Source organism: Flavonifractor sp. An100, from assembly GCF_002161175.1.
Taxonomy (GTDB): domain Bacteria; phylum Bacillota; class Clostridia; order Oscillospirales; family Oscillospiraceae; genus Lawsonibacter.
Genome location: NZ_NFMA01000001.1, coordinates 88,847 through 115,369 on the forward strand (window position 1 = coordinate 88,847; position 26,523 = coordinate 115,369).

General features: G+C 58.9%; 31 protein-coding genes. 16 read left to right on the top strand and 15 right to left on the bottom strand.

The genetic code is table 11. The annotated features are described in order from the left end of the window. Positions 1-24: 24 nt before the first annotated feature. Positions 25-1,104 (bottom strand): hypothetical protein, encoded by a 1,080-nt coding sequence (locus B5E43_RS00395; protein ID WP_242964650.1) that lies wholly within the window; start codon positions 1,102-1,104, stop codon positions 25-27. Positions 1,105-1,277: 173 nt separating this feature from the next. On the opposite strand from B5E43_RS00395, the gene B5E43_RS00400 reads away from it, so the two are divergent. The 3 genes from B5E43_RS00400 to B5E43_RS00410 are packed head-to-tail and all read left to right on the top strand — an operon-like array spanning position 1,278 to position 3,885. Beyond that, complete coding sequence (locus tag B5E43_RS00400; protein WP_158098921.1) at positions 1,278-2,240, top strand: metal ABC transporter substrate-binding protein; 963 nt, start codon at positions 1,278-1,280, stop codon at positions 2,238-2,240. Continuing rightward, positions 2,237-3,040: a metal ABC transporter ATP-binding protein gene (locus tag B5E43_RS00405; protein WP_087392775.1), complete on the top strand. Its 804-nt coding sequence runs from the start codon at positions 2,237-2,239 to the stop codon at positions 3,038-3,040. The genes B5E43_RS00400 and B5E43_RS00405 overlap by 4 nt, the downstream gene beginning before the upstream one ends. After that, the gene (locus B5E43_RS00410; RefSeq protein ID WP_087392776.1) at positions 3,040-3,885 is read left to right on the top strand and encodes a metal ABC transporter permease; all 846 of its coding nucleotides are present in this window, start codon (positions 3,040-3,042) and stop codon (positions 3,883-3,885) included. The genes B5E43_RS00405 and B5E43_RS00410 overlap by 1 nt, the downstream gene beginning before the upstream one ends. Before the next feature lie 63 nt (positions 3,886-3,948). Here the strand turns inward: B5E43_RS00410 and B5E43_RS00415 are convergent, their stop codons facing one another. Together B5E43_RS00415 and B5E43_RS00420 are read right to left on the bottom strand one after the other, a co-directional pair. Continuing rightward, positions 3,949-4,878 carry an AEC family transporter gene (locus tag B5E43_RS00415; protein ID WP_087392777.1) on the bottom strand — a complete coding sequence of 310 codons (930 nt, stop codon included), beginning with the start codon at positions 4,876-4,878 and terminating at the stop codon, positions 3,949-3,951. Positions 4,879-5,032: 154 nt separating this feature from the next. Next, positions 5,033-5,446, bottom strand: coding sequence for a hypothetical protein (locus tag B5E43_RS00420; protein WP_087392778.1), 414 nt, complete (start codon positions 5,444-5,446; stop codon positions 5,033-5,035). A 262-nt stretch (positions 5,447-5,708) separates the two neighbouring features. Here B5E43_RS00420 and B5E43_RS00425 point away from each other — a divergent pair, with 262 nt between their 5' ends. From B5E43_RS00425 to obgE, 9 genes are all read left to right on the top strand, one after another. Continuing rightward, positions 5,709-6,155 (top strand): DUF1934 domain-containing protein, encoded by a 447-nt coding sequence (locus tag B5E43_RS00425; RefSeq protein WP_242964651.1) that lies wholly within the window; start codon positions 5,709-5,711, stop codon positions 6,153-6,155. Between the two features lie 42 nt (positions 6,156-6,197). After that, positions 6,198-7,946: an arginine--tRNA ligase gene (gene argS, locus B5E43_RS00430; protein ID WP_087392780.1), complete on the top strand. Its 1,749-nt coding sequence runs from the start codon at positions 6,198-6,200 to the stop codon at positions 7,944-7,946. An 87-nt stretch (positions 7,947-8,033) separates the two neighbouring features. Then, positions 8,034-8,657, top strand: coding sequence for a CoA pyrophosphatase (locus B5E43_RS00435; protein ID WP_087392781.1), 624 nt, complete (start codon positions 8,034-8,036; stop codon positions 8,655-8,657). Positions 8,658-8,770: 113 nt separating this feature from the next. Then, positions 8,771-9,652: a polysaccharide deacetylase family protein gene (locus B5E43_RS00440; protein WP_087392782.1), complete on the top strand. Its 882-nt coding sequence runs from the start codon at positions 8,771-8,773 to the stop codon at positions 9,650-9,652. A gap of 181 nt (positions 9,653-9,833) precedes the next feature. Next, positions 9,834-10,145: a 50S ribosomal protein L21 gene (rplU, locus tag B5E43_RS00445; protein ID WP_087392942.1), complete on the top strand. Its 312-nt coding sequence runs from the start codon at positions 9,834-9,836 to the stop codon at positions 10,143-10,145. Positions 10,146-10,147: 2 nt separating this feature from the next. Continuing rightward, on the top strand, positions 10,148-10,477 hold the full coding sequence (locus B5E43_RS00450; RefSeq protein ID WP_087392783.1) for a ribosomal-processing cysteine protease Prp: 330 nt from the start codon (positions 10,148-10,150) through the stop codon (positions 10,475-10,477). A gap of 3 nt (positions 10,478-10,480) precedes the next feature. Continuing rightward, entirely contained in the window at positions 10,481-10,771 is a 291-nt protein-coding gene (gene rpmA, locus B5E43_RS00455; RefSeq protein ID WP_087392784.1) for a 50S ribosomal protein L27, read from the top strand. A 65-nt stretch (positions 10,772-10,836) separates the two neighbouring features. After that, positions 10,837-11,259 (top strand): PPC domain-containing DNA-binding protein, encoded by a 423-nt coding sequence (locus B5E43_RS00460; RefSeq protein WP_087392785.1) that lies wholly within the window; start codon positions 10,837-10,839, stop codon positions 11,257-11,259. A 26-nt stretch (positions 11,260-11,285) separates the two neighbouring features. Then, positions 11,286-12,566 carry a GTPase ObgE gene (gene obgE / locus B5E43_RS00465; protein ID WP_087392786.1) on the top strand — a complete coding sequence of 427 codons (1,281 nt, stop codon included), beginning with the start codon at positions 11,286-11,288 and terminating at the stop codon, positions 12,564-12,566. 82 nt (positions 12,567-12,648) lie between these two features. On the opposite strand, the gene B5E43_RS00470 is transcribed toward obgE, so the two are convergent. Continuing rightward, complete coding sequence (locus B5E43_RS00470; RefSeq protein WP_087392787.1) at positions 12,649-13,284, bottom strand: methyltransferase; 636 nt, start codon at positions 13,282-13,284, stop codon at positions 12,649-12,651. Between the two features lie 110 nt (positions 13,285-13,394). Between B5E43_RS00470 and rsmI the strand changes: the two genes are divergently transcribed. Beyond that, positions 13,395-14,252 (top strand): 16S rRNA (cytidine(1402)-2'-O)-methyltransferase, encoded by an 858-nt coding sequence (gene rsmI / locus B5E43_RS00475; RefSeq protein WP_087392788.1) that lies wholly within the window; start codon positions 13,395-13,397, stop codon positions 14,250-14,252. A 66-nt stretch (positions 14,253-14,318) separates the two neighbouring features. Here the strand turns inward: rsmI and B5E43_RS00480 are convergent, their stop codons facing one another. Then, positions 14,319-14,570, bottom strand: a complete 252-nt coding sequence (locus B5E43_RS00480) for an AbrB/MazE/SpoVT family DNA-binding domain-containing protein (protein WP_087392943.1) — start codon at positions 14,568-14,570, stop codon at positions 14,319-14,321. Positions 14,571-14,835: 265 nt separating this feature from the next. Between B5E43_RS00480 and B5E43_RS00485 the strand changes: the two genes are divergently transcribed. Together B5E43_RS00485 and B5E43_RS00490 are read left to right on the top strand one after the other, a co-directional pair. Then, the gene (locus tag B5E43_RS00485; protein ID WP_087392789.1) at positions 14,836-15,453 is read left to right on the top strand and encodes a nucleoside recognition domain-containing protein; all 618 of its coding nucleotides are present in this window, start codon (positions 14,836-14,838) and stop codon (positions 15,451-15,453) included. 18 nt (positions 15,454-15,471) lie between these two features. Further along, positions 15,472-15,996, top strand: coding sequence for a nucleoside recognition domain-containing protein (locus B5E43_RS00490; RefSeq protein ID WP_087392790.1), 525 nt, complete (start codon positions 15,472-15,474; stop codon positions 15,994-15,996). A 41-nt stretch (positions 15,997-16,037) separates the two neighbouring features. Here B5E43_RS00490 and B5E43_RS00495 read toward each other — a convergent pair whose 3' ends face one another. The 10 genes from B5E43_RS00495 to rimP all read right to left on the bottom strand — a co-directional run bounded on the left by B5E43_RS00495 (position 16,038) and on the right by rimP (position 25,793). Then, positions 16,038-17,393, bottom strand: a complete 1,356-nt coding sequence (locus tag B5E43_RS00495; protein WP_087392791.1) for a DUF1576 domain-containing protein — start codon at positions 17,391-17,393, stop codon at positions 16,038-16,040. A 66-nt stretch (positions 17,394-17,459) separates the two neighbouring features. After that, positions 17,460-18,365 carry a riboflavin biosynthesis protein RibF gene (ribF, locus tag B5E43_RS00500; RefSeq protein WP_087392792.1) on the bottom strand — a complete coding sequence of 302 codons (906 nt, stop codon included), beginning with the start codon at positions 18,363-18,365 and terminating at the stop codon, positions 17,460-17,462. 20 nt (positions 18,366-18,385) lie between these two features. Then, positions 18,386-19,258 (bottom strand): tRNA pseudouridine(55) synthase TruB, encoded by an 873-nt coding sequence (gene truB, locus B5E43_RS00505; protein ID WP_087392793.1) that lies wholly within the window; start codon positions 19,256-19,258, stop codon positions 18,386-18,388. Next, positions 19,248-20,198 (bottom strand): DHH family phosphoesterase, encoded by a 951-nt coding sequence (locus B5E43_RS00510; RefSeq protein ID WP_087392794.1) that lies wholly within the window; start codon positions 20,196-20,198, stop codon positions 19,248-19,250. Before B5E43_RS00510 ends, truB begins: the two co-directional genes overlap by 11 nt. A 2-nt stretch (positions 20,199-20,200) precedes the next feature. Further along, positions 20,201-20,590, bottom strand: a complete 390-nt coding sequence (rbfA, locus tag B5E43_RS00515) for a 30S ribosome-binding factor RbfA (protein WP_087392795.1) — start codon at positions 20,588-20,590, stop codon at positions 20,201-20,203. 169 nt (positions 20,591-20,759) lie between these two features. Then, the gene (infB, locus tag B5E43_RS00520; RefSeq protein ID WP_087392796.1) at positions 20,760-23,186 is read right to left on the bottom strand and encodes a translation initiation factor IF-2; all 2,427 of its coding nucleotides are present in this window, start codon (positions 23,184-23,186) and stop codon (positions 20,760-20,762) included. Next, positions 23,183-23,830, bottom strand: coding sequence for a 50S ribosomal protein L7 (locus B5E43_RS00525; RefSeq protein WP_087392797.1), 648 nt, complete (start codon positions 23,828-23,830; stop codon positions 23,183-23,185). The genes infB and B5E43_RS00525 overlap by 4 nt, the downstream gene beginning before the upstream one ends. Then, positions 23,820-24,098 (bottom strand): YlxR family protein, encoded by a 279-nt coding sequence (locus B5E43_RS00530; RefSeq protein ID WP_087392944.1) that lies wholly within the window; start codon positions 24,096-24,098, stop codon positions 23,820-23,822. The genes B5E43_RS00525 and B5E43_RS00530 overlap by 11 nt, the downstream gene beginning before the upstream one ends. A 47-nt stretch (positions 24,099-24,145) precedes the next feature. After that, positions 24,146-25,318: a transcription termination factor NusA gene (nusA, locus tag B5E43_RS00535; protein ID WP_087392798.1), complete on the bottom strand. Its 1,173-nt coding sequence runs from the start codon at positions 25,316-25,318 to the stop codon at positions 24,146-24,148. Positions 25,319-25,337: 19 nt separating this feature from the next. Beyond that, positions 25,338-25,793, bottom strand: coding sequence for a ribosome maturation factor RimP (gene rimP / locus B5E43_RS00540; RefSeq protein ID WP_087392799.1), 456 nt, complete (start codon positions 25,791-25,793; stop codon positions 25,338-25,340). Positions 25,794-26,097: 304 nt separating this feature from the next. Here rimP and B5E43_RS00545 point away from each other — a divergent pair, with 304 nt between their 5' ends. Beyond that, positions 26,098-26,511 carry a hypothetical protein gene (locus tag B5E43_RS00545; protein ID WP_087392800.1) on the top strand — a complete coding sequence of 138 codons (414 nt, stop codon included), beginning with the start codon at positions 26,098-26,100 and terminating at the stop codon, positions 26,509-26,511. Positions 26,512-26,523: the final 12 nt, after the last annotated feature.

Below are 26,523 nucleotides of genomic sequence, written 5' to 3' on the forward strand. Positions count from 1 at the left end.
CAGCTGGGACTTTTTGATATCGTATCAGGCGAGGATTTCCTGGGTGATGGAGCGAGCCATTTCCCCCACCAGGCCGAAGTCCACATGGGGGTTATAAAAGGCCTCCAGCTGATCGTGAATAGCCTTGGCCTGAGATAGGGATTCAATGCCTTCCTCCAGTAGAGCCCGAGAAACTTTTTGGGTAAAGTGGAGGCGGGGCCTGTTGCGCCGCAGGATTTCCTGGTCCGCGGCCGCGTTGAGACGGATACGGCGGTAGGGAGTGCCCGGGAAGGGCAGCTGCGGGGTAGAGGTGAGGAAGGCCAGACCCATCTCGGGGACCAACAGGTGGGCCAGCCGGTCCGGCTCCATAGGATCCGGGCAGGCCACCACGTTGTAGCCTCCGGCAGTGGCGCCGGCCAACAGGTGGAGGAGAAGCTCGTGAGCTAAGCCGTAGTGGTCCACCAATTCATAAATGCGGGGACATTGCACCATAGCGGTATCAAAGAGACACATGGAGCCTTTGTGGGTAACAGCTCCTAAAAATCGCTGCGTCACCTGGCCAGGTTCCGCTCCTTTTTTCCTGCGCAGCTCCCGGGATAAAATGCCGCGGGCCCGTTTGGCCAGCTTTTCCTTTAAACTGTCCGTGAGTAAGGTGGCGCGCAGGTCCGGGTAAACCTCTCCGGCAGCTTTCAGACACCGGTATGCACGTTTGTAACAGTCCTTATAACCTAGCATGGTCCTCTGGATGTTCTCACGCTCCTGGGCCAGCGCCTGGGTATCATAGCCAAGGCCCAGATTGACATATCGTTCCACCACTCCGGGGTATTTCGGTTCCACAACATGGGGAGCAGTGCCGTCCACCAAGGCCACTTTTTGTTCCGGTAAAATCAAGGCGTCCAGCGAGTCAGGATCTCCCGAGCATAAGATGTATTCGCAGGCCAGGCCGGCTTCCTCCATGGACTGGCCCACCTGCCGCATCAGGGTGGATTTTCCACAGCCCGGTCCACCTTTCAGAATATAGATGGCCCGGGCATCTTCTGGACGAATCAATTCCGAGTAGAGAGAATAAAATCCGCTGGGGGAATTGGCCCCCAAAAAGTATTGAATATGGGGTAAAGCAGTCATAATCGACCCTCCGTATCACAAATCTGTACCCCAGACTATGCGCGTCTGTTCCGGTTGGTGCGAAATGGTGGCGGAGGGGAATTGGCGATTTACAACGGGATAAAAGTGAGCTATACTATAACAGTTCCAGATAAATGGTAAAAAAACGGAATAATTTAAAAAATGAGGTATTTATGAAACAACGCATTCTGACCTGTTTAATTGCGCTGACTTGTCTGCTTGCCGGCTGCGGGACCAACGCCGGTTCATCGGCAGCCTCCCAAAGTCAGGAGGAGATGCGCATCGTTGCCACCACCTATCCGGTCTATCTTCTGATCCGCTCCGTGACCGAGGGAGTGGAAGGAGTGAGCGTAGAGCGGCTGAACACGGGAGAAACCAGCTGTCTACATGACTACACCCTGTCGGTAGACGATATGAAAAAGGTTGAGGGGGCGGATATCCTTGTCCTGAACGGAGCCGGGCTGGAGGACTTTATGGACGACGCCCTGGCTACCACCACCGCTCAGGTCATCGACTGCTCGGAACATGTGGAGCTGCTGGAAAACCTGGCCCACGACCACGAGGAGGGGGATGAGGACGGCCATGACCACGGCCACTGGGACCCCCACTACTGGATGGACCCGTACAATGTCGGGATCATGGCGGAGAACATCGCGGCAGGCCTCATGGCCGCCGACCCAGACCATCAGCAGGTCTACCGGGAAAATATGCTCAAGACCACCACCTTCCTGGCCTCCTGGAAGGGGACGCTTCAGTCTCTGCTTAACTGGGACGAGGGACCGGAGATCACCGGCCTGATCACCTTCCACGACGGATTCCAGTATTTCGCCAAAGCCTTCGACCTGCCTCTGCTGGCGGCCATTGAGGAGGAGGCGGGCAGCGAGGCCAGCGCCAAGGAGATCCAGGAGATCACTGCCCTGGTGAAGGAGTATCATTTGCCCATTATCTTCACAGAGGTCAACGGTTCTGATGCCACCGCCCAGGCCATCGCCCGGGAGACGGGCTGTGCCGTGGGCCAACTGACCATGATCATGGACGGTCCGGAGGACGGGACCCTCCAGGATAATTATTACTTTGCTCTGAAAGACAACGTGGCGGCCATTGTCAACGGCTTTGCGGGAGAGGAAATTCAATGAGAAAGATCAAGCACGGCAAGATGTCGGGCAGCTGTGCCGACTCCTGCTGCTTAAAGCTGGATGGACTGTCTGTCAATTTGGAAGGGGACTCCATCCTGGAGGACGTGTCCTTCCATCTCCACTGCGGGGAGATCGTGGCCCTCATTGGCCCCAACGGGGCGGGCAAGTCCTCGCTGTTCCGCAGCATTCTGGGGCAGATGCCCTACCGGGGGAACATTACCTTCGCCCCGGCCGGAGGGCCTGCCATCCGCCTGGCTGACGGCACGGTCACCGGCGGAAACCGGCCTTTGGTGGGCTATGTCCCCCAGTCTCCCAACTTCGACCGGGGGGACCCAGTGAGTGTGCTGGATTTCTTTACCGCTGCCACCGCCCGTTGGCCGGTGTGGCTGCCGGTGCCCAAGCGCTACCGGGAGCGGGCGGCGGCCAGCCTGGACCGGGTCCACGGCTCCGATTTACTGGATAAGCCCATGGGGGCTCTGTCCGGTGGCCAGCTACAGCGGGTGCTGCTTGCCCTGGCCCTGGAGCCGGTGCCCCATATTTTGATTCTGGATGAGCCCCTGTCCGGCGTAGATATTGAGGGGGAGCATCAACTGCTGGAGATGCTGGACGAACTGCGCACCGAGTACGACCTGTCCATCTTCCTCTCCACCCACGACTTTGCCACCCTGGGCCAGTTTGCCGACAAGGTGATCTTGCTCAATAAACGGGTGCTGCGGGCGGGCCCCCCGGAGGAGGTCCTCTCCTCTCCGGAGTTTTATGAGACCTTCCACCTGCGGATGGGGAAAGGAGGGGAGCGGTAATGGAAGTGTGGTATGCTCTGGTCTCCCTGCTGCCCTTTGACTGGGCTCAGCCCGGAACCATGCTGTTTATGAAGCACGCCCTGTTGGCGGTGCTGGTCATCTCTCCCCTCTTTGGCATCCTGTCCACCATGGTGGTCCACAGCCGCATGTCCTTCTTCTCCGACGCCCTGGGCCACTCCGCCTTCACCGGTATGGCCATCGGGGCCATCTGCGGCTTTAACGAGCCCACCTGGGCGGCGGTGATTTTCGCCCTGGTCTTTGCCCTGCTTTTCAACCTGGTCCGCCGCCGCTCTGCCCTGGCCAGCGATACGGTCATCGGCGTGTTCTCATCCACTGCGGTGGCGCTGGGCATCTTCCTCTCCACCTTGGGGGGGCGGTCCTTTACCAAATTCAATAACCTGCTCATCGGCGATATTCTGTCGGTAGAACCCTCTAAAATTGGGCTGCTGGCCCTCATTTTACTGCTGATCATTGTACTGTGGTGCCTGTCCTTCAACCAGCTCATGCTCTCCGCCGTCCATCCCGCCCTGGCCAACAGCCGGGGAATCAAGGTGTTCTGGCAGGAGACGGTGTTCTCCATGGCCATTGCCGTGGTGGTCACCCTGTCCATGACCTGGGTGGGCCTGCTGGTCATCAACTCCCTTCTGGTCCTCCCCGGGGCGGCGGCCCGGAATGTGGCCCGGAACCTGTGGCAGTACCACCTGTTTTCCCTGGCCGGAGCGGTGGTGGCTGGAATTGCCGGCTTGATGACCTCCTACTACATCGGCGCCTCCGCCGGCGCCTCCATCACCCTGTATTTGGCGATCTGGTTTGCCCTCACCTTCCTGCTGCGGAAGAAGGGATGAATAGAAAAAAGGCCGCCCCAGAGGAATCTCTCTGGGGCGGTCTTTTATTCGTTAAAAAAGGGTTTAACCCAATACCAGTCCCCAGGCGGGGATGGTGATGACGGACAGGAGGATGGTGACCACCACGCACTTGGTGGCAAAGGGGGCGTCGCTGTCGTACCGGGCGGCAAAGAGGACGGTAGTGCTGGCTCCGGGCATACCGGACATCAGCACGGCGATGCCCACCGCTACCGGGTCCAGAGGGAGGAAGAGGCGGCACACATAAGTGATAAGGGGCAGCCCCACCAGGCGGATGAGGCTAAAGTAGAGGGCGTCCCGGTCAAAGAAGTGCTTGGGGTCCATATCGGCCAGGATGGAGCCGGTGATGACCATGACCATGGGGGTGGTGCAGGCGGCCATGGAGCGGACGGTGGAGTCCAGTACCCCGGGTAGGGTGCAGGGGGTCAGCATGAAAAACAGCCCCAGGTAGAGCCCCACCAGACAGGGGTGCAGGAAGACCTTCCGCAGCACTTCCTTCCGGGAGGGGGGTGTGGTGAAGTAGGATAGGCCGATGGACCACATAAACACCCGCATGGGGATGAGGAAAATGCAGTTATAGAGCAGACCCAGGTCGCCATACAGCCCTTCGGAGATGGCGGTGCCCAGAAATCCGGAGTTGGAGGAGAGGGTGGTGTACTGCAAAATCTTCCGCCGGGCGGGAGAGTAGGAGCGATAGAGCACTTTGTTGAGTCCCACATATAAAAGCTCCAGAGCAATAGCCAGGCCCAGTAAAACAGAGCAGGAGCGCAGGATGTCTAAATCCAGCTCCCCTAAAAAGGATTTCAGAATGTTGCAGGGGATAAAGATGTGGATGGTCACGTCGGTTAGCACCTGGCGTCCGGAGTGAGAGATGATCCCACCCTTGGCCAGCAGCAGGCCGGCAGCCATCATCAGCACCAGGGTGCCCTGGAGCTCCAGAAGGGGATATAAGGTTTGGGTCAGTTGTGTCAGCATGGGCGGCCTCCTGTGGGACAGAACAAGTTTGGCTCGGTGTCCATCCATATTGTACCATAAAGAGGCGGAAAGGGACACAGGAAAAGGGAAAAAAGAAACAGCCCTCCGTCCGCCAAGGGCGGGCAGAGGACTGCTTAGCCGTCTTGCAAAGGGATCAGTGGTCAATATCCACCAGGATGTTGTCGGTGCCGTGTTCTTCAAATTCGGCGATGTAGGCGTCAATGCGGCTGGCCAGCTCGGCGTAATTGCTCTCGTCAATGGGGGCGTCGTCCATGTCCCGGCGGGCCAGGTCCTCGGCCAAAATATCAAAAAATACATTGTTCTCATATTCGGCAATGGCCTCATGGATACCGCCCTCCACAAAGGCGCGGGAGGGGACGATCTCTCCCTGGTACAGCTCAGCCAAGGAGGGCATGCCCTCCAGGGCGGCCCGGGCGAAGACCAGGCTCTCCACCTCGTCGTAGTCGGCAAAGCGCTGATCCCCACGGGTGGAGTTTAAAATCCAGTTTCCGATATATACCAAATCCAGCAGGCGGCGAAATTGCTTTTTGCTCAGTTCCAGCTCCATAAAAACACAGGCCTCCTTTTCCGAAGCAAGAGGGATGAGTCACTTTCATTATAGCCGTCAATCCCCATTTGTCAAATGGGGATCGGGCTGCGGCAGCCGATTTTCCGTGGAAATTTCCCCTTGTCTTTCCAGACTAAATGACATAAAATAATCTCTGCTGGAAATTCATGCCCTTTCCTTTACAATAGGAGGGAAAGCGTGTATAATACCTCCACCTGCGGCCTGAGAGGGCCGGGAATATGAACAAAGCCGTTGGAGGCAAATGATGGAAAAAGATGTGGTCATCTCCATTAAAGGGATGCAGAAATATGAGGATGCCGCCCCGGACACCATTGAGCTGGTGACGGAAGGGCGTCTGATCCGGGACGAGACGGGCTATACCCTCACCTATCAGGAGAGTGAGCTCACCGGCCTGGAGGGGACCCTGACCACCATCCAGGTGGAGGGGGAGCAGGTGACCCTGATGCGGGCAGGGGAGTTCAATGCCCAGATGGTGTTCCAGGAGGGACGGCGCCATCTGTCCATGTACAATACACCATATGGCGCCATGGCCATCGGGGTGAATACCCGTCACCTGATGGCCGACCTAAACGACCATGGCGGCGACATCGAGATTGATTATGCCATCGAAGTGGACCACGCCATCGCCGGGCGCAATGTCTTCCAGATCAAGGTGAAGGAAGCGGAAGGCTTCAGCCTGAAGCAATAAGAGAGAAAACAAACGATAAGTATAGTATAAGGTGTGATAGACGTGTCAAACATGATTCAGGCCGCCCGTCAGCAGGTGGCCCAGCTGACCCAGCAGGCCTATGAGCGCTGCGCCGCAGAAGGGATTTTGCCTGCCGGAGCGGAAGTAAAGGCCACCATCGAAATCCCCAAGGATACCGCCCATGGGGACTACGCCTCCTCCTTTGCCATGGCGGGGGCCAAGGCTCTGCACATGGCTCCCCGGGCCATTGCCCAGGCCATTGTGGACCACTTGGAGCTGGAGGGGAGCTATTTCCAGAAGGTGGAGATTGCCGGACCGGGCTTTCTGAACTTTACCCTGGGTCCCAAGTGGTTTGGGGAGGTGCTCTCCTCCGTAGAGACGGAGGGGGCCGACTACGGTGCCGGGGAGGAAGGCCGTGGCCGGAAGGTGATGGTGGAGTTCGTCTCCGCAAACCCCACCGGGCCTATGCATATGGGCAATGCCCGGGGCGGCGTGCTGGGGGACACCCTGGCCAACGTACTGCGCCGGGACGGCTGGGACACCTGGAAGGAATTTTACGTCAATGACGCCGGCAACCAGATCCACAAGTTTGCCGTGTCCATCAACGCCCGATATATGCAGCTGATCGTGGGGGAGGAGAACTTCCCCTTCCCCGAAGAGGGCTACCACGGGGAGGACATCAAGGCCCTGGCCCAGGCGGTCTATGCCGCCCATGGGGAGAGCTGGAAGGACCTGCCCGAGGAGGAGCGGCTGGAGAAGCTGGCCGAGTATGGTCTGTCGATGAACATCCCCCGGATGAAGGAGGACCTGCTCAAGTACGGTATCACCTACGATGAGTGGTTCTTTGAATCCTCCCTGCATAACTCCGGCTATGTGGCCCAGACGGTGCAGATGCTCACCGACAAGGGCTGGACCTATGAGAAGGACGGAGCCCTTTGGCTGGATACCACCCGCCTGCTGAAGGAAAAGTACATGCGGGAGGGCAAGACCCAAGAGCAGCTGGATAAGCTGGACCTGAAGGACGACGTGCTGTGCCGGGCCAACGGGTTCTACACCTACTTTGCCGCCGACATCGCCTACCACCGCAACAAGCTGGAGGTACGTAACTTCGATCTGGCCATCAACATCTGGGGCGCTGATCACCACGGCCATGTGGCCCGGCTCCAGGCCGCTCTGGACGGACTGGGACTGGACGGCTCCCACCGCCTGGTGGTGGTGCTCATGCAGCTGGTGAATCTGATGCAGGATGGCAAGCCGGTGCGTATGTCCAAGCGCTCGGGCAAGACCATCGCTCTCCACGACCTGCTGGATGAGATCAGCGTGGATGCCGCCCGGTACTTCTTCAACTCCCGGGCCGCTACCACTCCTCTGGACTTTGACCTGGACCTGGCGGTGCGCCAGGACAGCGAGAACCCGGTGTACTATGTCCAGTACGCCCACGCCCGCATCTGTTCCCTCATCGCCCGTCTGGCGGAGGAGGGAGACCAGGTCTGTTCCGCCGCACAGGTGGATGCCAGCCTGCTCACCGCCCCGGAGGAGCTGGCCCTGGTGAAGGCCCTGGCCCAGTTCCCCGAGGAGATCCACCTGGCTGCTCGGGACTATGATCCCAGCCGGATCAACCGCTACCTGGTGGCTCTGGCCGGAGACTTCCACCGCTTCTATAATGCCTGCCGCATCAAGGGGGAGGAGAGCCAGGTGCTGGCCGCCCGCCTGAAGCTGGCGGATACAGTCCGTTCCGTCCTGGCCAACGGCCTGGGTCTGCTGGGCGTGACAGCTCCGGAAAAAATGTAATGTAAATCAAAAAACACGCCCTTCCGGCGTGTTTTTTGTCAATTGGGGTCGGGAAAAGGCGGACCGGCCCGGTGGGGAGGCAGGAGCATGGACGTTAAGAAACTGGAACAAATGCTGAAAAACAGAACCCCCGGCCTGATGGATGCTACAGGGCGGTATGCGGTTCTGGTCCCCCTGGTGGAGCGGGAAGAGGGACTGTTTGTGCTCTACGAGGTACGGGCGCTGACGCTGCGCCGTCAGCCGGGGGAGGTGTGTTTCCCCGGCGGACGGATGGAGGGGGAAGAGACCCCGGAGTGCTGTGCCTTGCGGGAGATGGAGGAGGAGCTGGGCATTCCGCCCTCGGCGGTGCGGGTGCTGGGCAGACTGGATTTTATTGCCCACCGGGCCAACTTCATCATGTATCCCATTTTAGGACTTGTGAAGGGGGAGGCAGTGGAGGGGATGACTCTAAACCCCGGGGAGGTGGACTCCACCTTTTTGGTCCCTCTGGAGCATCTGCTTCAGACCAAGCCTTTGGAGTATGACTATACCCTGATTCCCCATACCGGGGAAAACTTTCCCTATGAGCTCATCGGGATCCCCAGGGATTACCGCTGGCAGCCGGGGGGAGAAAATGTGCCGGTGTACCCCTGGGAAGGGCACGCCATATGGGGACTGACCGGCCGAATCACCCGGCATTTGACGGCGCTGCTCAAGCAAGGAGAGCATTGACTTCTTAAGATTTTTGAAAGTCCCTTGTAAAGGGGAAAAATCCCGGTATAATAACCACCATAACCAGGAAATCATTGGGTTAATTACCAAACCTGTGTGAGGGAGGGAACGGGATGAAGAGGAAATGGACCATCGGGTTGGCAGCTCTGGTGTTGGCGGCCATCGTGGGAGCGGCTGTGTTGGTAGTTCTCCATCGGATGGGAACCGCGGTGCCGGTTTTGATGTATCACCACTTCATCCAGGAGGGCCCCTCGGAGGCAGACACGGTGGTGACCGCTCAGCGTTTTGGGGAACAGGTGAAGGCGCTGCGGGAGGCGGGCTATACTGCCGTCACACCGGAGCAGGTTATCCGGTATGTGGATGGGAAGGAAAAGCTGCCGGAAAAGCCGGTTATGATCACCATTGACGACGGCTATACCTCCAATCTGGAGATTGCCGCCCCCATTTTGGAGCGGTATGGCATGAAAGCCACCATTTTTGTCATTGGCATTAACGTGGGACAGACCGTCTATCCCCATACCGGTCAAGCCCTGGACCCGCCACGGTTCAGTTGGGACCAGGTGCGACCCTGGGTGGAGAAGGGAGTTATCTGCGTCCAAAGCCACACCTATGATCTCCACCAGCGGTCGGAGTACGGCCTTTCCGGCCGGGACGGTGTGCTCCGTATCTCCGGAGAGTCGGAGGAGGAGTATATTCAGACCCTGCGGGAAGATTTGATCAAGGCCCGAGAGGGTTTGCGTCAGGGATTGGGGGTAGAGCTGGATGCGCTGGCGTTTCCCTTTGGACTGTACAGCAGCCAGGCAGTGGAGGAGCTGGCAGAGCAAGGGGTTCGGATGACGTTCAGCACCAATTGGGGCTGCCGGAGGGTAGTGCCCGGCTGGAATCGCACACTACAGTGTATGGAGCGGATGTGGATCTGCGACGGGTTGACGGGGGAAGAACTTCTCTCCAAGGTCCAGGACCGGGTAGCCCGGGCCCGGGTCGACCTGTTTTAAGAGAAAATTTTTAAAAAGCAAGTCAATTCTCTTGACAAAGCTAGAAATGATTGATAGAATATCAGAGCCGCTTTGAGTGGGGAAGAAGCGCCAAGCGCCCCGAAAGGAGAGCTGTGGAGCCCCAAGCGGAACGTGAGTTCCCTCCCAGGAGAGCGAGCCCGTAATGAAGGAGTTGAAACAAATGCAGGCAATCATCGTGACCGGCGGCAAGCAGTATAAGGTGAGCGAGGGCGACACCCTGTTCATCGAGAAGCTGGAGGCCGAGGCCGGAGCTAACATCACCTTCGACCAGGTGCTGGCCATCCTGGACGGGGACAAGGCCACCTTCGGCGCTCCCACCGTGGAGGGCGCTGTGGTGGACGCCACCGTGGTGAAGAATGGGAAGGGCAAGAAGATCCGGATCTTCAAGTACAACCCCAAGAAGGGCTACCGCAAGCGTCAGGGCCATCGTCAGCCCTACACTAAGGTGCAGATCGGCGCCATCAAGGCCTGATTATGACCACCGTGACCTTCCATTCCGAGGGCAGCCGGATTGTAGGCTTTGAAGTAAAGGGCCACAGCGGCTACGCCCCCGAGGGTGAGGATATCGTCTGCGCAGCCATTACCAGCGCCGTCCGCCTGACCGAGTGCGCCGTAAACGACGTGCTGGGGCTGGAGGCCTCGGTGAAGGTGCGGGAGAAGGACGCATCCATCACCCTAAAACTCCCCAACGGCTTGGGACAGACCAACGAGAGCACCTGCCAGACCCTTCTGGCGGCGCTGATGGTCCATTTTGTCCAGCTGGCGGAGGAGTACCCTGACCATATTTCAGTCTTGGAGGTGTAAGATATGCTGAACATCGGTTTACAGTTTTTCGCCCATAAAAAGGGCGTGGGCTCCACCCGTAACGGCCGCGATTCCGAGGCCAAGCGCCTGGGCGTGAAGCGGGGCGACGGTCAGTTTGTGCTGGCCGGCAACATCCTGGTCCGCCAGCGCGGCACCCACATCCATCCCGGCGTCAACGTTGGGAAGGGCAGCGACGATACTCTGTTCGCGCTCAAGTCCGGCAAGGTGAAGTTTGAGCGTCTGGGCAAGGATCGCAAGCAGGTTTCCATTGTGGAGATGGAGATCGCTCAGTAATTTGCTGACAGGAAGCCGCAAACGGATGGTCGTTTGCGGCTTCTCTTTTGAAAGGAGGTCCTAGAATGGAATATCGAAAGTTTAACCAGGGCTATGTGATGCGCCTGGATCCCGGGGAGGAGATTGTATCCTGCCTGACCAAGCTGGTAGACCAGGAGGGCGTTGCTTTAGGGACAGTATCTGCCCTGGGAGCAGCCAACGACGTGACCATCGGGATCTTTGACACCCGGGAAAAGCAGTACCATTCCCAGCGCTATCAGGGCCAGTATGAAATTTCTGCCCTGGTGGGGAATGTGACCCGGCAGGAGGGGAGACCCTATCTCCATCTCCATATCACCATCGGGAATCCGGTGACGGGAGAGGTCCATGCTGGTCATCTCAGCGAAGCCACCATCAGTGCCACCCTGGAGCTGTTTCTCCAGGTGTGGGACGGCCAGGTGGACCGAACCTTCAGCGATACAGTGGGGCTGAACCTGCTGGAATTTTAATTCGAAACGAAGAGGAGGTGGCGGCAGTGGCTGCACCTTTTGTAGATACCGCCCGAATCACCGTCCGCTCTGGTAACGGAGGCAACGGTGTGGTCTCCTTCCACCGGGAGAAGTATGTGGCGGCCGGCGGCCCCGACGGGGGCGACGGCGGCCGGGGCGGCAATGTGGTGGTGACGGTAAACGACCACATGTCCACCCTTATGGACTTCCGCTATAAGCGCAAATATGTGGCCGGCAACGGCATGGACGGCCAGGGCAAGCGCTGCACCGGCAAGGACGGAGAAGACCTGGTGTTGCGGGTGCCCCGGGGAACCATTATCCGGGACTCGGAGACCCGGGAGATCATCAAGGATATGTCCGACGACACCCCCTTCGTGTTGTGCAAGGGGGGGCGGGGCGGCTGGGGCAACAAGCACTTCGCCACCCCTACCCGTCAGGTGCCCCGGTTTGCAAAGGCGGGCCTACCTGGAGAGAGCCGGGACGTGATTTTGGAGCTGAAGCTGTTGGCCGATGTGGGACTGGTGGGTTTCCCCAACGTGGGTAAGTCCACCCTTCTTAGCGTGGTCAGCCGGGCCCAGCCCAAAATCGCCAACTATCACTTTACCACGCTCTTCCCTAATCTGGGCGTAGTCTACGTGGAGGAGGGAGTCTCCTTTGTCCTGGCCGATATCCCCGGCATCATTGAGGGGGCAGCGGAGGGGGCCGGCCTGGGCCACGACTTCCTGCGCCACATCGACCGCTGCCGTCTGCTCATCCATGTGGTGGATGTGTCCGGCTCTGAGGGCCGTGACCCGGTGGAGGACTTTGAGGCCATCAACGCTGAGCTGAAGCAGTATTCCCCGGAGCTTGCTTCCCGGAAAATGATTGTAGCGGCCAATAAGGTGGACATTATGACCGATCCCACCCTGCTTCAGCGGCTGCGGGAGCACGTGGGGGCCCAGGGACTGGAGCTGTTTGAGATGTCCGCTGCTGCCCACCAGGGCACCCGGGAGCTAATGAAGCGGGCGGCCCAGGAGCTGCAACAGCTGCCTCCCGTGGCGGTGTACGAGCCCACCTATGTGGAGCGGCCTCCCCAGGTGGATACCTCCGGTGAGGTGGAGATCCAGCAGTTCGATGACACCTGGGTGGTGGAGGCCCCCTGGCTGCAACGGCTCATTGCCAATGTCAACTTCTCCGACTATGAGTCCCGGAACTGGTTTGATAAGATGCTTCGCCAGTCCGGCCTGTTCGATCAGCTGGAGGAGATGGGCATTAAAGACGGAGATATCGTCTCCCTCTATGACCTGGAGTTTGAGTACCAACGCTGATGGAAAAAATAGTGCGCGCCCCTCTGCCTTTTGACAGAGGGGCGCGCTTTTTTATGTCTGTTGTAGGTTGGGTACCATAAAGCTAAGGAAAGCGCAGGCTGGTGGTGATCTTCACGCCCGACCGCCCCTGTTTGATGCACTCGATTAGAATCAGAGAGGGGGGGTGAGCCCGGTCATGTGACACCAGCTCCAGCCGTTTGGGCTCTAAGCGGTTGGTGCGCAGGGTACAGAGAAGGTCGGTGAGCCGTTCGGGCCGGTGGCACAGGGCGAAGCGCCCTCCATTTCGGAGCAGCCGTCCGGCGCAGGTGCAAAGCTCCTCCAGCGTGCATTGCGCTTCGCTCCGCTCCGGCCCTGCGCTGTCCCCGCTGCCCACAGAAAAGTAGGGAGGATTGGAAACCACCAGATCAAAGGTGCCGGCCGGAAGGGAGAGCTGGCGCAGGTCTTCGGGGACGATATGGCCAGCTAGGCCGTTGCGCTCCAAATTTTCCCGGGCGGTTTGGGCGGCAAGGAGGTCACGTTCCACCCCAAATAAAGTCACGTTCGGCTGTCGACCGGCCAGCAACAGCAGCAGTACCCCGCTCCCGGTCCCCAGGTCACACACCTGCCAGCCCGATTTCAAAGAGGCGAAGTTCCCCAAAGCCAGGGCGTCCTGACCCAAGGGGAATACGCCGTCCGGCCAGCATAGGGTATAGGGGTCCAGAAATTCCTTCCCACCCATGGTTTCACCTCCTGAAGATCAATCTGAAAAAAGAATACCATAAAAAGGTTGCTTATGCTATAATATTTAGGACGAATTGGGCCCTGGGCTCAAAACAAAGGAGAATTACCATGTCAGGCACGCTCTATTTGGTCCCCACTCCCATTGGAAACCTGGGGGATATCTCCCGACGGATGGCACAGACCTTGGAGGAGGCGGATTTCATCGCTGCGGAGGATACCCGGGTGACGGTCAAGCTCCTGAACCACTTGGGCATTAAAAAGTCCATGGTGACCTATCACCGCCATAACACCGAGAGCGGTGGGCGGCAGGTGATGGAGCGGCTACTGGCGGGGGAGTGCTGTGCCTTGGTGACCGATGCGGGTATGCCGGCCATCTCTGACCCAGGGGAGGAGCTGGTGGCCCAGTGTGTCCAGGCGGACATCCCTGTTGTGGCCATTCCAGGTCCCTGCGCCCTGGTCACAGCGTTGGCAGTGTCGGGCCGGCCCACCGGACGGTTTACCTTTGAGGGCTTTTTGGCCATGAACAAGAAAAATCGCCGTGCCCACCTGGAGTCTCTCCGGGGGGAGGAGCGGACCATGATCTTTTATGAGGCGCCCCATAAGCTGATTGCCACTCTGGAGGACCTGGCAGCGGCCTTTGGAGCGGACCGGCCGGTGTCCCTGTGCCGGGAGTTGACGAAGCTCCATGAAGAAGTCCGCCGGACCACCCTGGGGGAGGCGGCGGCCTATTACCGGGAAAACGCCCCCAAGGGGGAGTTTGTGTTGGTGGTAGAGGGGGCCCAGCCTGTGGAGGCGGGAGAGGTCACCTTGGAGGACGGCCTTGCTCTGGTGAAGCGGCTGCAGGAGGAGGGAGCCTCCCTGCGGGACAGCGTGAAGCGTGCGGCCAAGGAATTGTCCCTTCCCCGCAACCAGCTGTATGAGCTGGCGGTATCCCCCCAGGCGGAGCCTTCAGACAGTGAGGAATAAAAGAACGCGCCCGGCTGATGATGGCAGCCAGGCGCGTTTCATTGATATGGGCGGAAGAGCGCAAACTTATCCCTTTTCCGCATCTTGGAGGGCTTTGATACATTTGGAGCATACATTCTTGCCGCGGAACACCAGGATGTCCTTTGCCTCGTCACAGAAAATACAGGTTGGCTGATATTTTTTTAGCACAATCGAGGGGCCGTCCATATAAATCTCAAGACAGTCTTTCTCGGCGATGTCTAATGTGCGGCGGAGTTCAATGGGAAGAACGATACGCCCCAATTCATCTACTTTGCGAACGATGCCGGTTGATTTCATGTAACAGTTTCTCTCCTTCTTAAAAAATAAACGTGATTTGCCGACAAGCAAATACAGGTGAAAAGGTGACGTCTTCTCCTGGACCAAGACTGTTTCCATTTTACTACAAAGAAAAAATCTGTCAACTATTTCCGCTGTATTTGCATTAAATTGGAAAAAATTTAACTTTATTTCCAATATTTCCCTCCTATTCGCTAAAATTTGACAGGGGCATATAACCCCCGTGCCGGGCGTATAAATGAGGGGAAGAAGGGGGAGTGGTAGGATGACGATGACAGTCATTTGGACGGGAATGATTGTGCTGTCCGTGCTCTGCGGTCTGGGCACAGGGCGGGAAGCGGAGGTAGCGGCAGCAGCGATAGAAGGGGCATCGGCAGCGGTAGAGCTCTGTTTGTCCATCGGCGGGATGCTGTGCTTATGGAGCGGGGTGATGGAGGTGATGCGCCGGTCCGGGTTGGCAGATCGGCTGTCCCATCTGCTGGGGCCGGTGCTGCGGATGCTGTTTCCCCAGTGGGCGGAGGACCAGGAGACAATGGACAGCATAGCGGCCAACGTGTCGGCCAACCTTCTGGGGTTGGGGAATGCGGCCACCCCTTTGGGAATCCAGGCTGCGCGGCGGATGAGCCGCCGGAGTCCGGGAGTTGCCAGCGACGGACTGTGTATGCTGGTGGTCTGTAATACCGCGTCCATCCAGCTCATCCCCACCACCGTGGCGACTGTACGGGCCGCGGCAGGTTGCGCAGCACCTTTTGATATTTTGCCGGCGGTGTGGTTGGCCTCCACCGCCTCGGTGGGAGTGGGAATCCTGGCCTGCAAGGTGTTTTCTCGGCTGTGGGAGCCTGGCGCAGGGCGGGGAGTTATGCGCCTGCGTGTCCCTATGTAGGCACAGGGGAGGATATCAATGGATGTAGTCTTCACTATGGTTGTGCCTCTTACCCTATGTGGGGTAGCCCTGTACGGGACTATACGGGGGGTGGATGTATATTCCTCTGTTGTGAAGGGGGCGGGAGAGGGACTGGAGACAGTGATTCGGATTCTGCCCGCGCTGATTGGACTGATGACAGCGGTTTATATGCTGCGGGCCTCCGGGGCGCTGGATTTAGCTGCGGCCGCTCTAGGGCCGGTACTGGAGAACCTGGGACTTCCGGGGGAACTGCTGCCTCTGATGCTGGTACGGCCCATCAGTGGGTCAGCCGCTCTGGGGGTGGGGGCGGAACTGATTTCCGCTTATGGTCCCGATTCTTACTTGGGCCGAACCGCAGCGGTGATGTTAGGGTCAACAGAAACCACATTTTATACCATTGCAGTTTATTTTGGGGCGGTGGGGATTACAAAGACCAGGTATGCAGTGCCAGCCGCATTGTGTGCCGACGTGACCGGCTTTTTGGTGGCTGCCTTAGCGGTTCGGCTGTGGTTTGGAAGTTAAAAACGTGGATGCCGCTTCTGTGCGGCATCCACGTTTTTTGTTTAGCCGTCCCGTTCTTCCTGAATTGCTGCCGGATCGGGGGGAGTGACGGGGGAGTCGTTTTCCAGCAAATCCAGATAATCCTCATCCTGCAAGGTGGGCTTGCGCCGCCGAGCTACGGCGATAATGGTGGGATACAGCACAATGGCCACCAACCCACCGGAAAAGCCATTGTTGTATAGATTCATTCCAGCTACGGGGGAGCCGGTGTAGAGCACCACAGAGGAGTGGAGAAAGCCGGCCAGAATCCCATAGGGCCAGCCGAAATAGCCAGAGATCGGGGCAAGGGTGGTGCAAAATAGACAGGCAAGCTGGACTGCGGAGTCGCTCAGGGACCAGTGCATCACCACGCCGCCCAAAAACACACCGGCCATTACGGGAATGATGTTGCCGGCATGCTTGCCGAAGGAAGAAAAGCCCATAATGGTGAGAATGCCGCCGATGGTGGGGCCATTCAAATCGCCCCCTACACACAGGATAAAGGTCATGCCAATCAGACCATTTACACCGGTGTTGATGAGGACCGGAGCGGCGCCAAACATACGGACGTAGTCACTGGGGGCCCGGCCACTGGTCTGAAGGAGGCGGCGGTAGCCGGCCCAGGCGGCCCAGACAGGCTTGTGGCATAAAAACAGGCCGCTGAAAATCAATCCAATGCAGAAAATTGCCAGCGCGGGGGCGAAGAGGATGTCATAGCCCTTGGCCCAACGGTAATGGACGGTGGGATCAGCCCCCATGGAGCTGATGAGAGGAACACAGATAAAGGCCACCAAGCCGCAGGCAAAACCTACGTTATAGAGGTTCATACCGTTTTGAACCTTGTAGGTATAGGCGGACAGGGAGGGCATAAGAAATCCGATCACCACGCCCACCAGGATCCCAGCCTCCAGGGTGCCCCAACCATTGTCCAGAGCAATATAGCTGACCACAGGGGCAAGGGCCGTGGCCATCAGGCCGATGGGGGCATACTTTCCAAAGGGTTCTTTGCGGCTTTTGGCGTAGAGCCAAGTCCCAAAGAGAATAGGCCAGATGTTCACAAAGTTTTTTCCAAAGAGGGAAAAGCCGGACATTAGTCCAATGACCACCGACGTCATTCCATTAAAGGGGATCCGGGAGGAATGGAGGATAAAAACGGAGATCAATGTGACCAGTCCGGAGTTAATGAGAGCAGGACCCGGACCCGCTACCAGGACGTAGTCAGTGATGAGGGCGTCCTCGGTTAATACAATTTTGCTCAATCCATCCAGTGCTTGCCTGGGGTCTCCCATGAGCAATCCGGCGATGAGAAGAAGGACAGCATAGCCGAGGAGGATGGGGTACATGATCTCATAACGGCTATGTAGGTTGGAGGAGTCCATATGTGTGGCCTTCCTTTCTGTCAGATATGGGGGACAGGACTGTGCCTGTTTGAATACGTAGAGAAATCAAGGCAGCGTGCGAAAATAGTCCCGGGTCTGCTGGGCGTTGCGGCGAATCTCGTCGGACAGGGCCTGCATGGAGGGAAACTTTTGCTCCGGACGGAGGTGGCGGAAAAATTCCATGCGGATCTCATGGCCGTACAGATCGCCATCAAAGTCCAAAATAAAGCCCTCCACCGTCACTCGGGTATCGTTGTCCTGGACGGTGGGTCGCACGCCCACGTTGGTCACCGCGCAGCGGCACTGGCCGTCAAACCAAACCCGGGTGGCGTAGACGCCAAAGGCGGGAACAATTACACCCTGGGGTACCTGTAAGTTGACCGTGGGGAAGCCCAGAGTGGAGCCGCCAATCCGTTTGCCGTGGGCCACCCGGTTGGTCAGAGTGTGGGGGTGGCCTAAAAATTCCGTGGCCCGTTCCATTTCACCCTGGGCAATGAGGGTGCGGATGTAGGTGGAGGAAATGGTAATGCCATCCTGTTCCACCCGTCCGATGATGTCACAGCCCAGGCCCAGTTCGGTACACTTGGCCTTCAGGCGCTCGGGATTTCCCTTGCCCATATAGCCGAAATGGAAGTCATGGCCGGCCACAACATGGACAACGCCCAACTGTTTGATGAGATATTCGGTAATAAAGTCCTGCCAGTCCATCTTCTGCATGCCGTCAAAGGAGGCTACAATGACCTCCTGGATGCCGTAGTAGCGGCGCATCAGCCAGATGCGGTCCTCCACGGAGCTGAGAAGGGGGACAGGCTGTCCGGTGATGACGGCGGTGGGACTGCGATCAAAGGTGAATGCGCAGGGGCGGGCCTCCAGCCGGTCGGCAGCGGCATTCACGGCCCGAAGCAGGGCACCGTGGCCCCGGTGGACTCCATCGAAAAAGCCCAGGGCAATCACCCGTTTGGTGGTGCTCAATCTGAATTCTCTCCTTATTTTCAAATCTGAAAAAAGCTCTTGATGGTAGTAAGTTTGCCCTGAGATACCCGGCACAGGGCTAAAAATTCCTGATTCCGGCTGTAGACCCGACATTCCCCCTCTGGCAAGCCAGGCATTAAAAGGGTTGTGCCATTGCGCACTTTTTTCTCAGAATCGGGGCCAAGGGTCAGAACAGGACGGTCAGCGAACAAGGTGTCCACTCCCAGCAGCAGGGCGGAGGGGTCCGGGGTCTGGAGCACCTGCTCGAGAGGTACAGCATCAGCCAGGGTAAAGCCGCAGGCCATAGTCCGGCGCAGGGAGAACATGGTTCCCCCACAGCCCAAAGCCTGGCCAATGTCATGGCAGAGGGTTCGGATATAGGTGCCCTTGGAGCAGCGGACCCGGAGATAGTAATCGGTGGGACTTTCCTGTCCCTCAACGTCCAGGGAATATATGGTAATAGCCCGGGGTTTGCGCTCCACCTCACGACCCTTTCGGGCCAGCTCATAGAGCTTTTTCCCGTTTACCTTGATGGCGGAATACATGGGGGGCAGCTGTTGGATCTCTCCCCGGAAGGGCGCCAGAGCTGCTTCCAGCGCCTGACGGGTCACCTGGACCGGATGCTCCTCCAGAACGTGGCCGGTGGTGTCCTGAGTATCGGTGACAGTGCCCAGACGCAGTCCGGCCAGGTATTCCTTGTCCCCCTCGCTGGCAAATTCCACCGCCCGGGTGGCCCGCCCCACAAAGACGGGCAGCACTCCGGTGGCCATGGGGTCTAGAGTGCCGGCATGGCCGATACGCCGTTCTCCCAGGGCACCCCGGAGCTTGGCGCACACATCCATGCTGGTCCAGTCCTGGGGCTTGTCAATCACTAAAATTCCGTTAGCCGCCATACTTCACCTGCCGAATGGCCTTTAAAACAATAGCCTTGGCCTGCTCCACGTCTCCATCAACGGTGGCTCCGGCGGCGGCGGCGTGGCCGCCTCCTCCCATCAGAGCGCATACCTTACTGGCGTTGAGGTCATTGGGATCGGTGCGGACGGACAGCTTGCTGCGGCCGGGTGCCAGCTCCCGGATTGTCACGCCGGTCTTGACTCCCTCCATCTGTCCTACGAGGGAGGCAATGTCCTCCGCGTCCCGTTCGGTTGCGCCGATGGAGTCCATCATGTCCAGCGTGACAGGGGCGATGGCCACGGTACCATCTTCGTGGAGGGAGATAGCGGCGATGATGGCGCTTTCCAGCTTCATGCGGCGGATGCTCTTGGTACGGAAATGAATCTTGTTCAGCCGGGCCACGGGGACACCAGCCTCTATAAGGGCGGCAGCGACCCGGTGGGTATCGGCAGTGGTGTTGCCATAGCAGAAACAGCCGCAGTCGGTAGAGATGGCCACATAAAGAGGAGTTCCTATTTCTGGGGTTATTTGGCAGAAAGATTGGACGATTTCGTACACCAATTCCCCGCAGGCTGCCCGGGAGGCATCCAAGCAGGTTTCTTTGGCAAAGAACTCCTGGGAGGGGTGGTGGTCGATGGCCAGATCCACCCGCTCCAAATAGGGGATGGCATTGGCGGGAAAGAGGCTCCTGGCGGCGATGTCCACGCTGACTATGGTGTCGCAGGAATAGGAGTCGGGGGCCAGCAGTCCCTCCAGGTAGGGGGAAAATAGGGTGGTAACCTCCGGATTGGGGAGGACGTGGGCGGTTTTGCCTGCCTGACGCAGGGCCAGACACAGGCCGGCAGCGCAGCCGATGGTGTCCCCGTCCGGGCGCAGGTGGGTCAAAATGAGGTAGTTGTCGTGGCTCAGCAAGAAGCCGGCAGCCTGCTCAGGGGTCATATTCATCCCTCCTCATCCAAGTGGATGTGTTCGTTTTCTGGGTTGGCGGGCTTGACCACCTGGGGATTGCGAAGCATCTCCAGGATGTGGGCGCCCTTATCAATGGAGTCGTCCCGCACAAAGGTGAGCTCCGGGGTATAGCGCAGTTGGAGGGAGTGGCCCAGTTCCCGGCGCAGAAAGCCGGAGGCGGATTTCAACCCCTTGAGTACCTGGGCGCAGTCACTTTTGTCCAGGACACTGATATAGACCTTGGCATAGCGCAGGTCGGGGGTGGTGTCCACGGCGGTGACAGAGATCATACCGGATACCCGGGGATCTTTCACGTTGGGGATCAGCGAGGAGAGCTCCCGTTGGATCTCCTCGTTAATGCGGCCGATGCGGTTGCTCGCCATAATGGTTCTCCTTTCCGGGCATAAAGGCCCATTAAGATCAGATGTTGGCGGGAAGGCAGTCACAAAGGGCGGCTAGATGCCGCGGCTTATAGGACTTCGGTCAGCGGAAAAAGGAAAGCAGGACGGGCGAAAACGCCCGCCCTGCTGGTTGGTGTTCTGAGTGATGGATTTAAACCTGAATCTGCTCCATAAGGAAGGCTTCGATAATGTCGCCCTCTTTGATATCCTGGAACTTCTCGAAGGTGATGCCGCACTCGTAGCCGGCAGCCACCTCTTTGACGCTGTCCTTAAAGCGCTGCAGAGAAGCGATGGCGCCGTCGTAAATGACGATGTTGTCTCGCAGCAGACGCATCTGGGCGCCGCGCTGCATTTTGCCGTCCAGTACGTAGCAGCCGGCCACCATGCCCACGCCGGTGATGCGGAACACATTGCGCACCTCGGCCCGGCCCAGGTCCACTTCCTTGAACTTGGGGGCCAGCATGCCCTTCATAGCTGCCTCAATCTCGTTGATGGCATCATAGATGACCCGGTACATCCGCATATCCACATTCATGCGGGCGGCGGACTCCTTGGCGTTGGCGTCGGGGCGGACGTTGAAGCCCACGATGATGGCGCCGGAGGTGGAGGCCAGCATGACGTCGCTCTCGCTGATGGCACCCACCGCGCAGTGGATGACCCGTACTCGGACCTCCTCATTGGTCAGCTTTTCCAGGGAGGCTTTCACCGCCTCAGCGGAGCCCTGGACGTCGGCCTTCACAATGACGTTCAGATTCTTCATCTCACCGGCCTGGATCTGGCTGAACAGATCCTCCAGAGAGACCTTGCCCACCGGGGAGGCGGCAGCTGCTTTCTGCTCATGCTTGCGCTGCTCCACCAGCTCCCGGGCCATGCGCTCGTCGGCCACGGCGTGGAAGTCGTCGCCGGCGCCGGGCACCTCGCCCATACCGATGATCTCCACAGGGACGGAGGGACCAGCTTCGGTGACCTTCTGTCCCTTGGCGTTGGTCATGGCGCGGACACGGCCCACCGCAGTGCCGGCGATGATCACATCGCCCTGGTGGAGGGTACCGTTCTGCACCAGGAGAGTGGCCACAGGTCCGCGGCCCTTGTCCAGCCGGGCCTCGATGACGGCGCCGTGGGCGGAGCGGTTGGGGTTGGCCTTGAGCTCCCGCATCTCAGCGGTGAGGACCACCATGTCCAGCAGGTTATCGATGCCCATGCCAGTCTTGGCGGAAATGGGGCAGATGATGGTGTCGCCGCCCCACTCCTCGGGCACCAGCTCATACTCGGTGAGCTGCTGCATAATCCGATCGGGGTTGGCAGTGGGTTTATCCATCTTGTTGATGGCCACAATGATGGGAATTTCAGCGGCCTTGGCGTGGTTGATGGACTCCACAGTCTGGGGCATGATACCGTCGTCAGCGGCCACCACCAGGATGGCCACGTCGGTGATCATGGCGCCCCGGGCCCGCATGGCGGTGAAGGCCTCGTGGCCGGGGGTGTCCAGGAAAGTGACCACGCTGCCGTGGACGTCCACCTGATAGGCACCGATGTGCTGGGTGATGCCGCCTGCCTCGCCGGAGGCCACGTTGGCGTGGCGGATATAGTCCAGCAGAGAGGTCTTGCCGTGGTCCACGTGGCCCATAACTACCACCACGGGGGCGCGGGGAACCAGGTCCTCCTCTTTGTCCTCGGCGGTGTCGATGAGCTTCTCCTCAATGGTGACAATAACCTCTTTTTCCACCTTGCAGCCCATTTCCTCTGCAATGATGGCGGCGGTATCAAAGTCGATGATGTCGCTCAGCGAGGCCATAACGCCGTTTTTGATGAGGCACTTGACCACCTCAGCACCGGTCTTCTTCATCCGGGATGCCAACTCACCCACGGCGATCTCGTCGGGAATCAGAACCTTAACCGGGGCCTTTTTGGCAATCTCCAGCTGCAGGCGGCGCAGGCGGTCCTGCTCCTCCTGGCGGCGTTTATTGCCGAAGTTGCCGGCTTGCTTGCCGCCCCGCTGACGCTGGGCGTTGCGGCCCTGGAACTTCTGCTTGCCGCCCCGGTCCTGCTGCTTTTCGGAAGTAAAGGACTCCAGGCGCTCGTCATACTTATCCAGGTTGACGCTGCCGCCACGGGTGTCCACCACCTTCTTGGCGGGGACGCGGGTGGTGGGACGGCTGATGGGCTGAGTCTCCTGAGGCTTGGCAGGCTCAGAAGCGGGAGCCTGGGCCTGAGGCTGGGCAACCGCCTGAGCGGCAGAAGCAGCTTGGGGACGGGATTCCTGCTTGGGGGCAGCCTTGGGCTTCTCATCGCTGTGGGCCGCCTGCTTGGGAGCGGCGGGGGCAGCGGGAGCGGAAGCCTTGGCTGCGGCAGGGTCATGGTAAACGTCAGCATACACCGACTCAATAGAATCGATCTGGTTGTGCTGGGTCAGATACTCAAACACAATGGACAGCTCCTGGTCAGTCAAAGGCTGCATGTGGTTCTTTGGGGGATGGCCGTATTCGGTGAGAATGTCCATGACCTCTTTGGAGGAAAGTTCCTTGGATTGCTTTTTAAAGTCTTTGGCAACCTTATGGATGGGGTATTTTATCATCATAGGGGAAAGCCACCTCGTTTCTTCGAGATTGTGCCGGACAGGCGACGGCCGCCGGGGCCGGGACGGGAGGATGAACCGGGCCGGCGGGTACCGGCCTGATCAAAAGATGCCGAGGTGCCTTGTCCGGGAGGCTTCGGCTTGGAGTGGGAATGCTTGGAAGAACCCTTCCGGGGCTGAGCAGGTGCCTGTTCGGCCTGGGAAGGGGGAGGAGCCCAGGGCTTTCGCTGGCCCTGCCGCAGATTTTTTTCATGCTGTCGGCGCTCCTGTTGGCGCTGAAGCACCCGGTCGGCCTTGAGGCGAAGCTGCTGGGCGGCGGGGGCATAGTGATCCGGGTCCCGGGCGGCCAGCTTTTCGGTCAGGGAGGCGGCAAAGCCAGCGTCGGTGAGGGCCAGCATGGCGCAGGAACCCCGGCCAAGCTGGAAGCCCAGCTCTGCTTTGGTGTAGGGCAGTTCCAGCCACAGAACATTGCCGGCCTGACCGAAATGAGCGCAGCGCCGGCGGGTGTTGGCCGCAGCGTCCGAGGCCAGCAGCACCAACCGGGCATGGCGGGCCCGGCATGCCGCGCCCACCGGTTCCTCTCCGATCTCCAATCGCCCGGCCTTTCGGGCCAGACCCAGTAGATGGAGAATGGGATCATTGGGCATCCGGGGGCACCTCCTTCATCTGGGCCTCCAGGGCCTCCCATACTTCGTTGGGCAGGGGAGCGGAGAAGGCTCGCTCCAGACCCTTTGACTTCCGGGCCTTGGCCAGGCAGGCCGGATCGGGACACACATAGGCCCCCCGGCCGGGCAGTTTGCCCTTGAAGTCCAGGCTGACCACACCCTCGGGGGAGCGGACCACCCGGATCAGCTCTTTTTTTGGTTTCATTTCCCGGCAGCCAACACACTGGCGCATGGGTATTTTTTTGGGCACTTGCTTCACCTCATCATCGGAAATCCACAAAGGGGAGAAAACGGAGGTTATACCTGGTCGTCTCCCTGGGGTTGGGTGTCAGCATCCTCAACAAACAGCTCCTCATCCGCGTCCTCAATGGGCTCCAGAGGGGCGGAAGCGGGCTTGATGTCAATTTTATAGCCGGTGAGCTTGGCGGCCAGACGGGCGTTCTGGCCCTCCTTGCCGATGGCCAGGGAGAGCTGGTCATCGGGAACGATTACCCGGCAGCTCTTGCCGTCGGGCAGTTCCTCCACACTGATGACGTCAGCGGGGGACAGGGCGGCGGCAATGTACTCAGCGGCGTTTTCAGAATACTTGATGATATCCATCTTTTCGCCCTTGAGCTCTTCCACAATGGTGTTGACCCGCTGTCCCTTGGGGCCAACGCAGGCGCCGATGGGGTCTACGTTGGGATCGGCGGACCAGACAGCCAGCTTGGTGCGGGAGCCGGCCTCACGGGCCACGGACTTAATCTCCACGGTGCCGTCGTAAATTTCGGGCACCTCCAGCTCAAACAGGCGCTTGACCAGTCCGGGGTGGGTGCGGGAGATCAGAACCTGGGGACCCTTGGTGGCCCGGCGGACCTCCACCACGTAGACCTTTAACCGCTGGCCCTCCACATAGTGCTCGCCCTTGACTTGCTCGTTGGCGCCTAGGTAGGCGTCGGTAAACTCAGAGCCGGAGTGGATGCGCAAGGCCACGGAGCCGTTGCGGGGGTCGATGCGGGTGATCACGCCGGTGAGCAGCTCGTGCTCCTTGGAACAGAACTCGTCATAAACCATGCCCTGCTCGGCCTCCCGGATGCCCTGGATAATAACCTGGCGGGCCGTCTGGGCGGCCACGCGGCCGAAGTTCTTGGGCTTGATCTCAATGCGGACCACATCGCCCAGCTGGGCCTGGGGCAGGACAGAGCGGGCCTCCTCCAGACCAATTTCGGTGGCGGGATTGTCCACCACTTCCACAATGTCCTTTTTCAAAAACAGACGGACGGTGGCAGCCTGCTCATTGGCCTCGATCACCAGATTATCGCCCACACCCTCGTGGTCGCGGCGATAGGCGGAAAGAAGGGCCTGGGTAATTTTCTCCATCATGTAGCCGGGTTTAATGCCCTTTTCCTGCTCGATCTGGGCGATGGCAGCAAAAAATTCCTTTCCATCCAGTTCGTTGCTATTGACATTTTTTGTCGTTCTCTTAGCCACGGTGCTTTCCTCCTAAATGTTAAAACCGGGGGTACAGCCGTACCAACGCGATCTCTTTTTTTTCAAAGGTTACGGGGGTTCCCTTCATATCCAGGGTGACGTCGCCATCCTGATAAGCAGTGAGGAGACCAACCACATTTTTTTGCCCATCCCGGGGACGATAGAGTTTGACCTCCACCTCAGCGCCCTGAAATTGGGCGTAGTGCTCCGGTTTCTTTAAAGGCCGGTCGGCACCGGCAGAGGACACCTCAAAGGTGTAGCTGCCCTCAATGGGGTCAGTCTCATCTAGTTTGTCGGACAGGGGACGGGAGACGGCCTCGCAGTCGTCAATGGACACGCCGCCCTCCTTATCGATATAGACACGGAGAAACCACTCTCCGGCCTCTTTCACATACTCCACGTCCCACAAGGAGCAGCCCGCCGCTTCCACAAAGGGGGCGGCCAGGGCGGCCACCGTATCGGTTACTTTTGCCATGGGATACCTCCCTTGGCCGGCGGCAGAGCTCCGGCCACTTTTTTAAATTTAGTCAATCAAAAAGAGCGGAGCCTCGACCCCACTCTTACCAATACTACCTTAATTACATTAAAACTATACCATATCCCAAAACGGATTGCAAGAGGGGGCGGTGAAGTTTTTTCCAAAGAAAGGATAAAAGGAAGTCGAAACAGGAAAAATGGGGGACCAAAGGCAGGGATTGCCGGCTGTGATTGAGCAAAAAGAGGGCATACTAGTCCACGGATGGGACGTCCATTGGGAGAAACGAGGGGGAAAATGGAAGATGAAGCAGCAATGGATCACAGCGGCGCTGGCTTTGGGACTGGCGGTTACCTTGACTGCCTGCGGTAAGGACAGCGGCAGCACGATGGACACCAATATGACTGGCAGCGCGGGCCGGGCTGGCTACACCGGACAAAATACCACGGTGGGCCGGGCGGCTTATGATAAGAACCATACCACGCAGCGGCGCACAGCCTATGACTATCTCCATGAAGGGCGCTACACCGCGGGGGACAACGGAGCGGTGAAGGACAACGGCACCAGTTCGGCAGCTCGGGATTTCACACAGGATGCCCGGGACCTGATGCGGGACGCCGGAAATGCGGTGGGTGACGCGGGAAAAGCGGTAGGCGATGCCATCGACCGGGTTGGCGGCGGCGTGCGCGATGCGACCCGGGACATGACCAAGCAGTAATCCACCTTCACA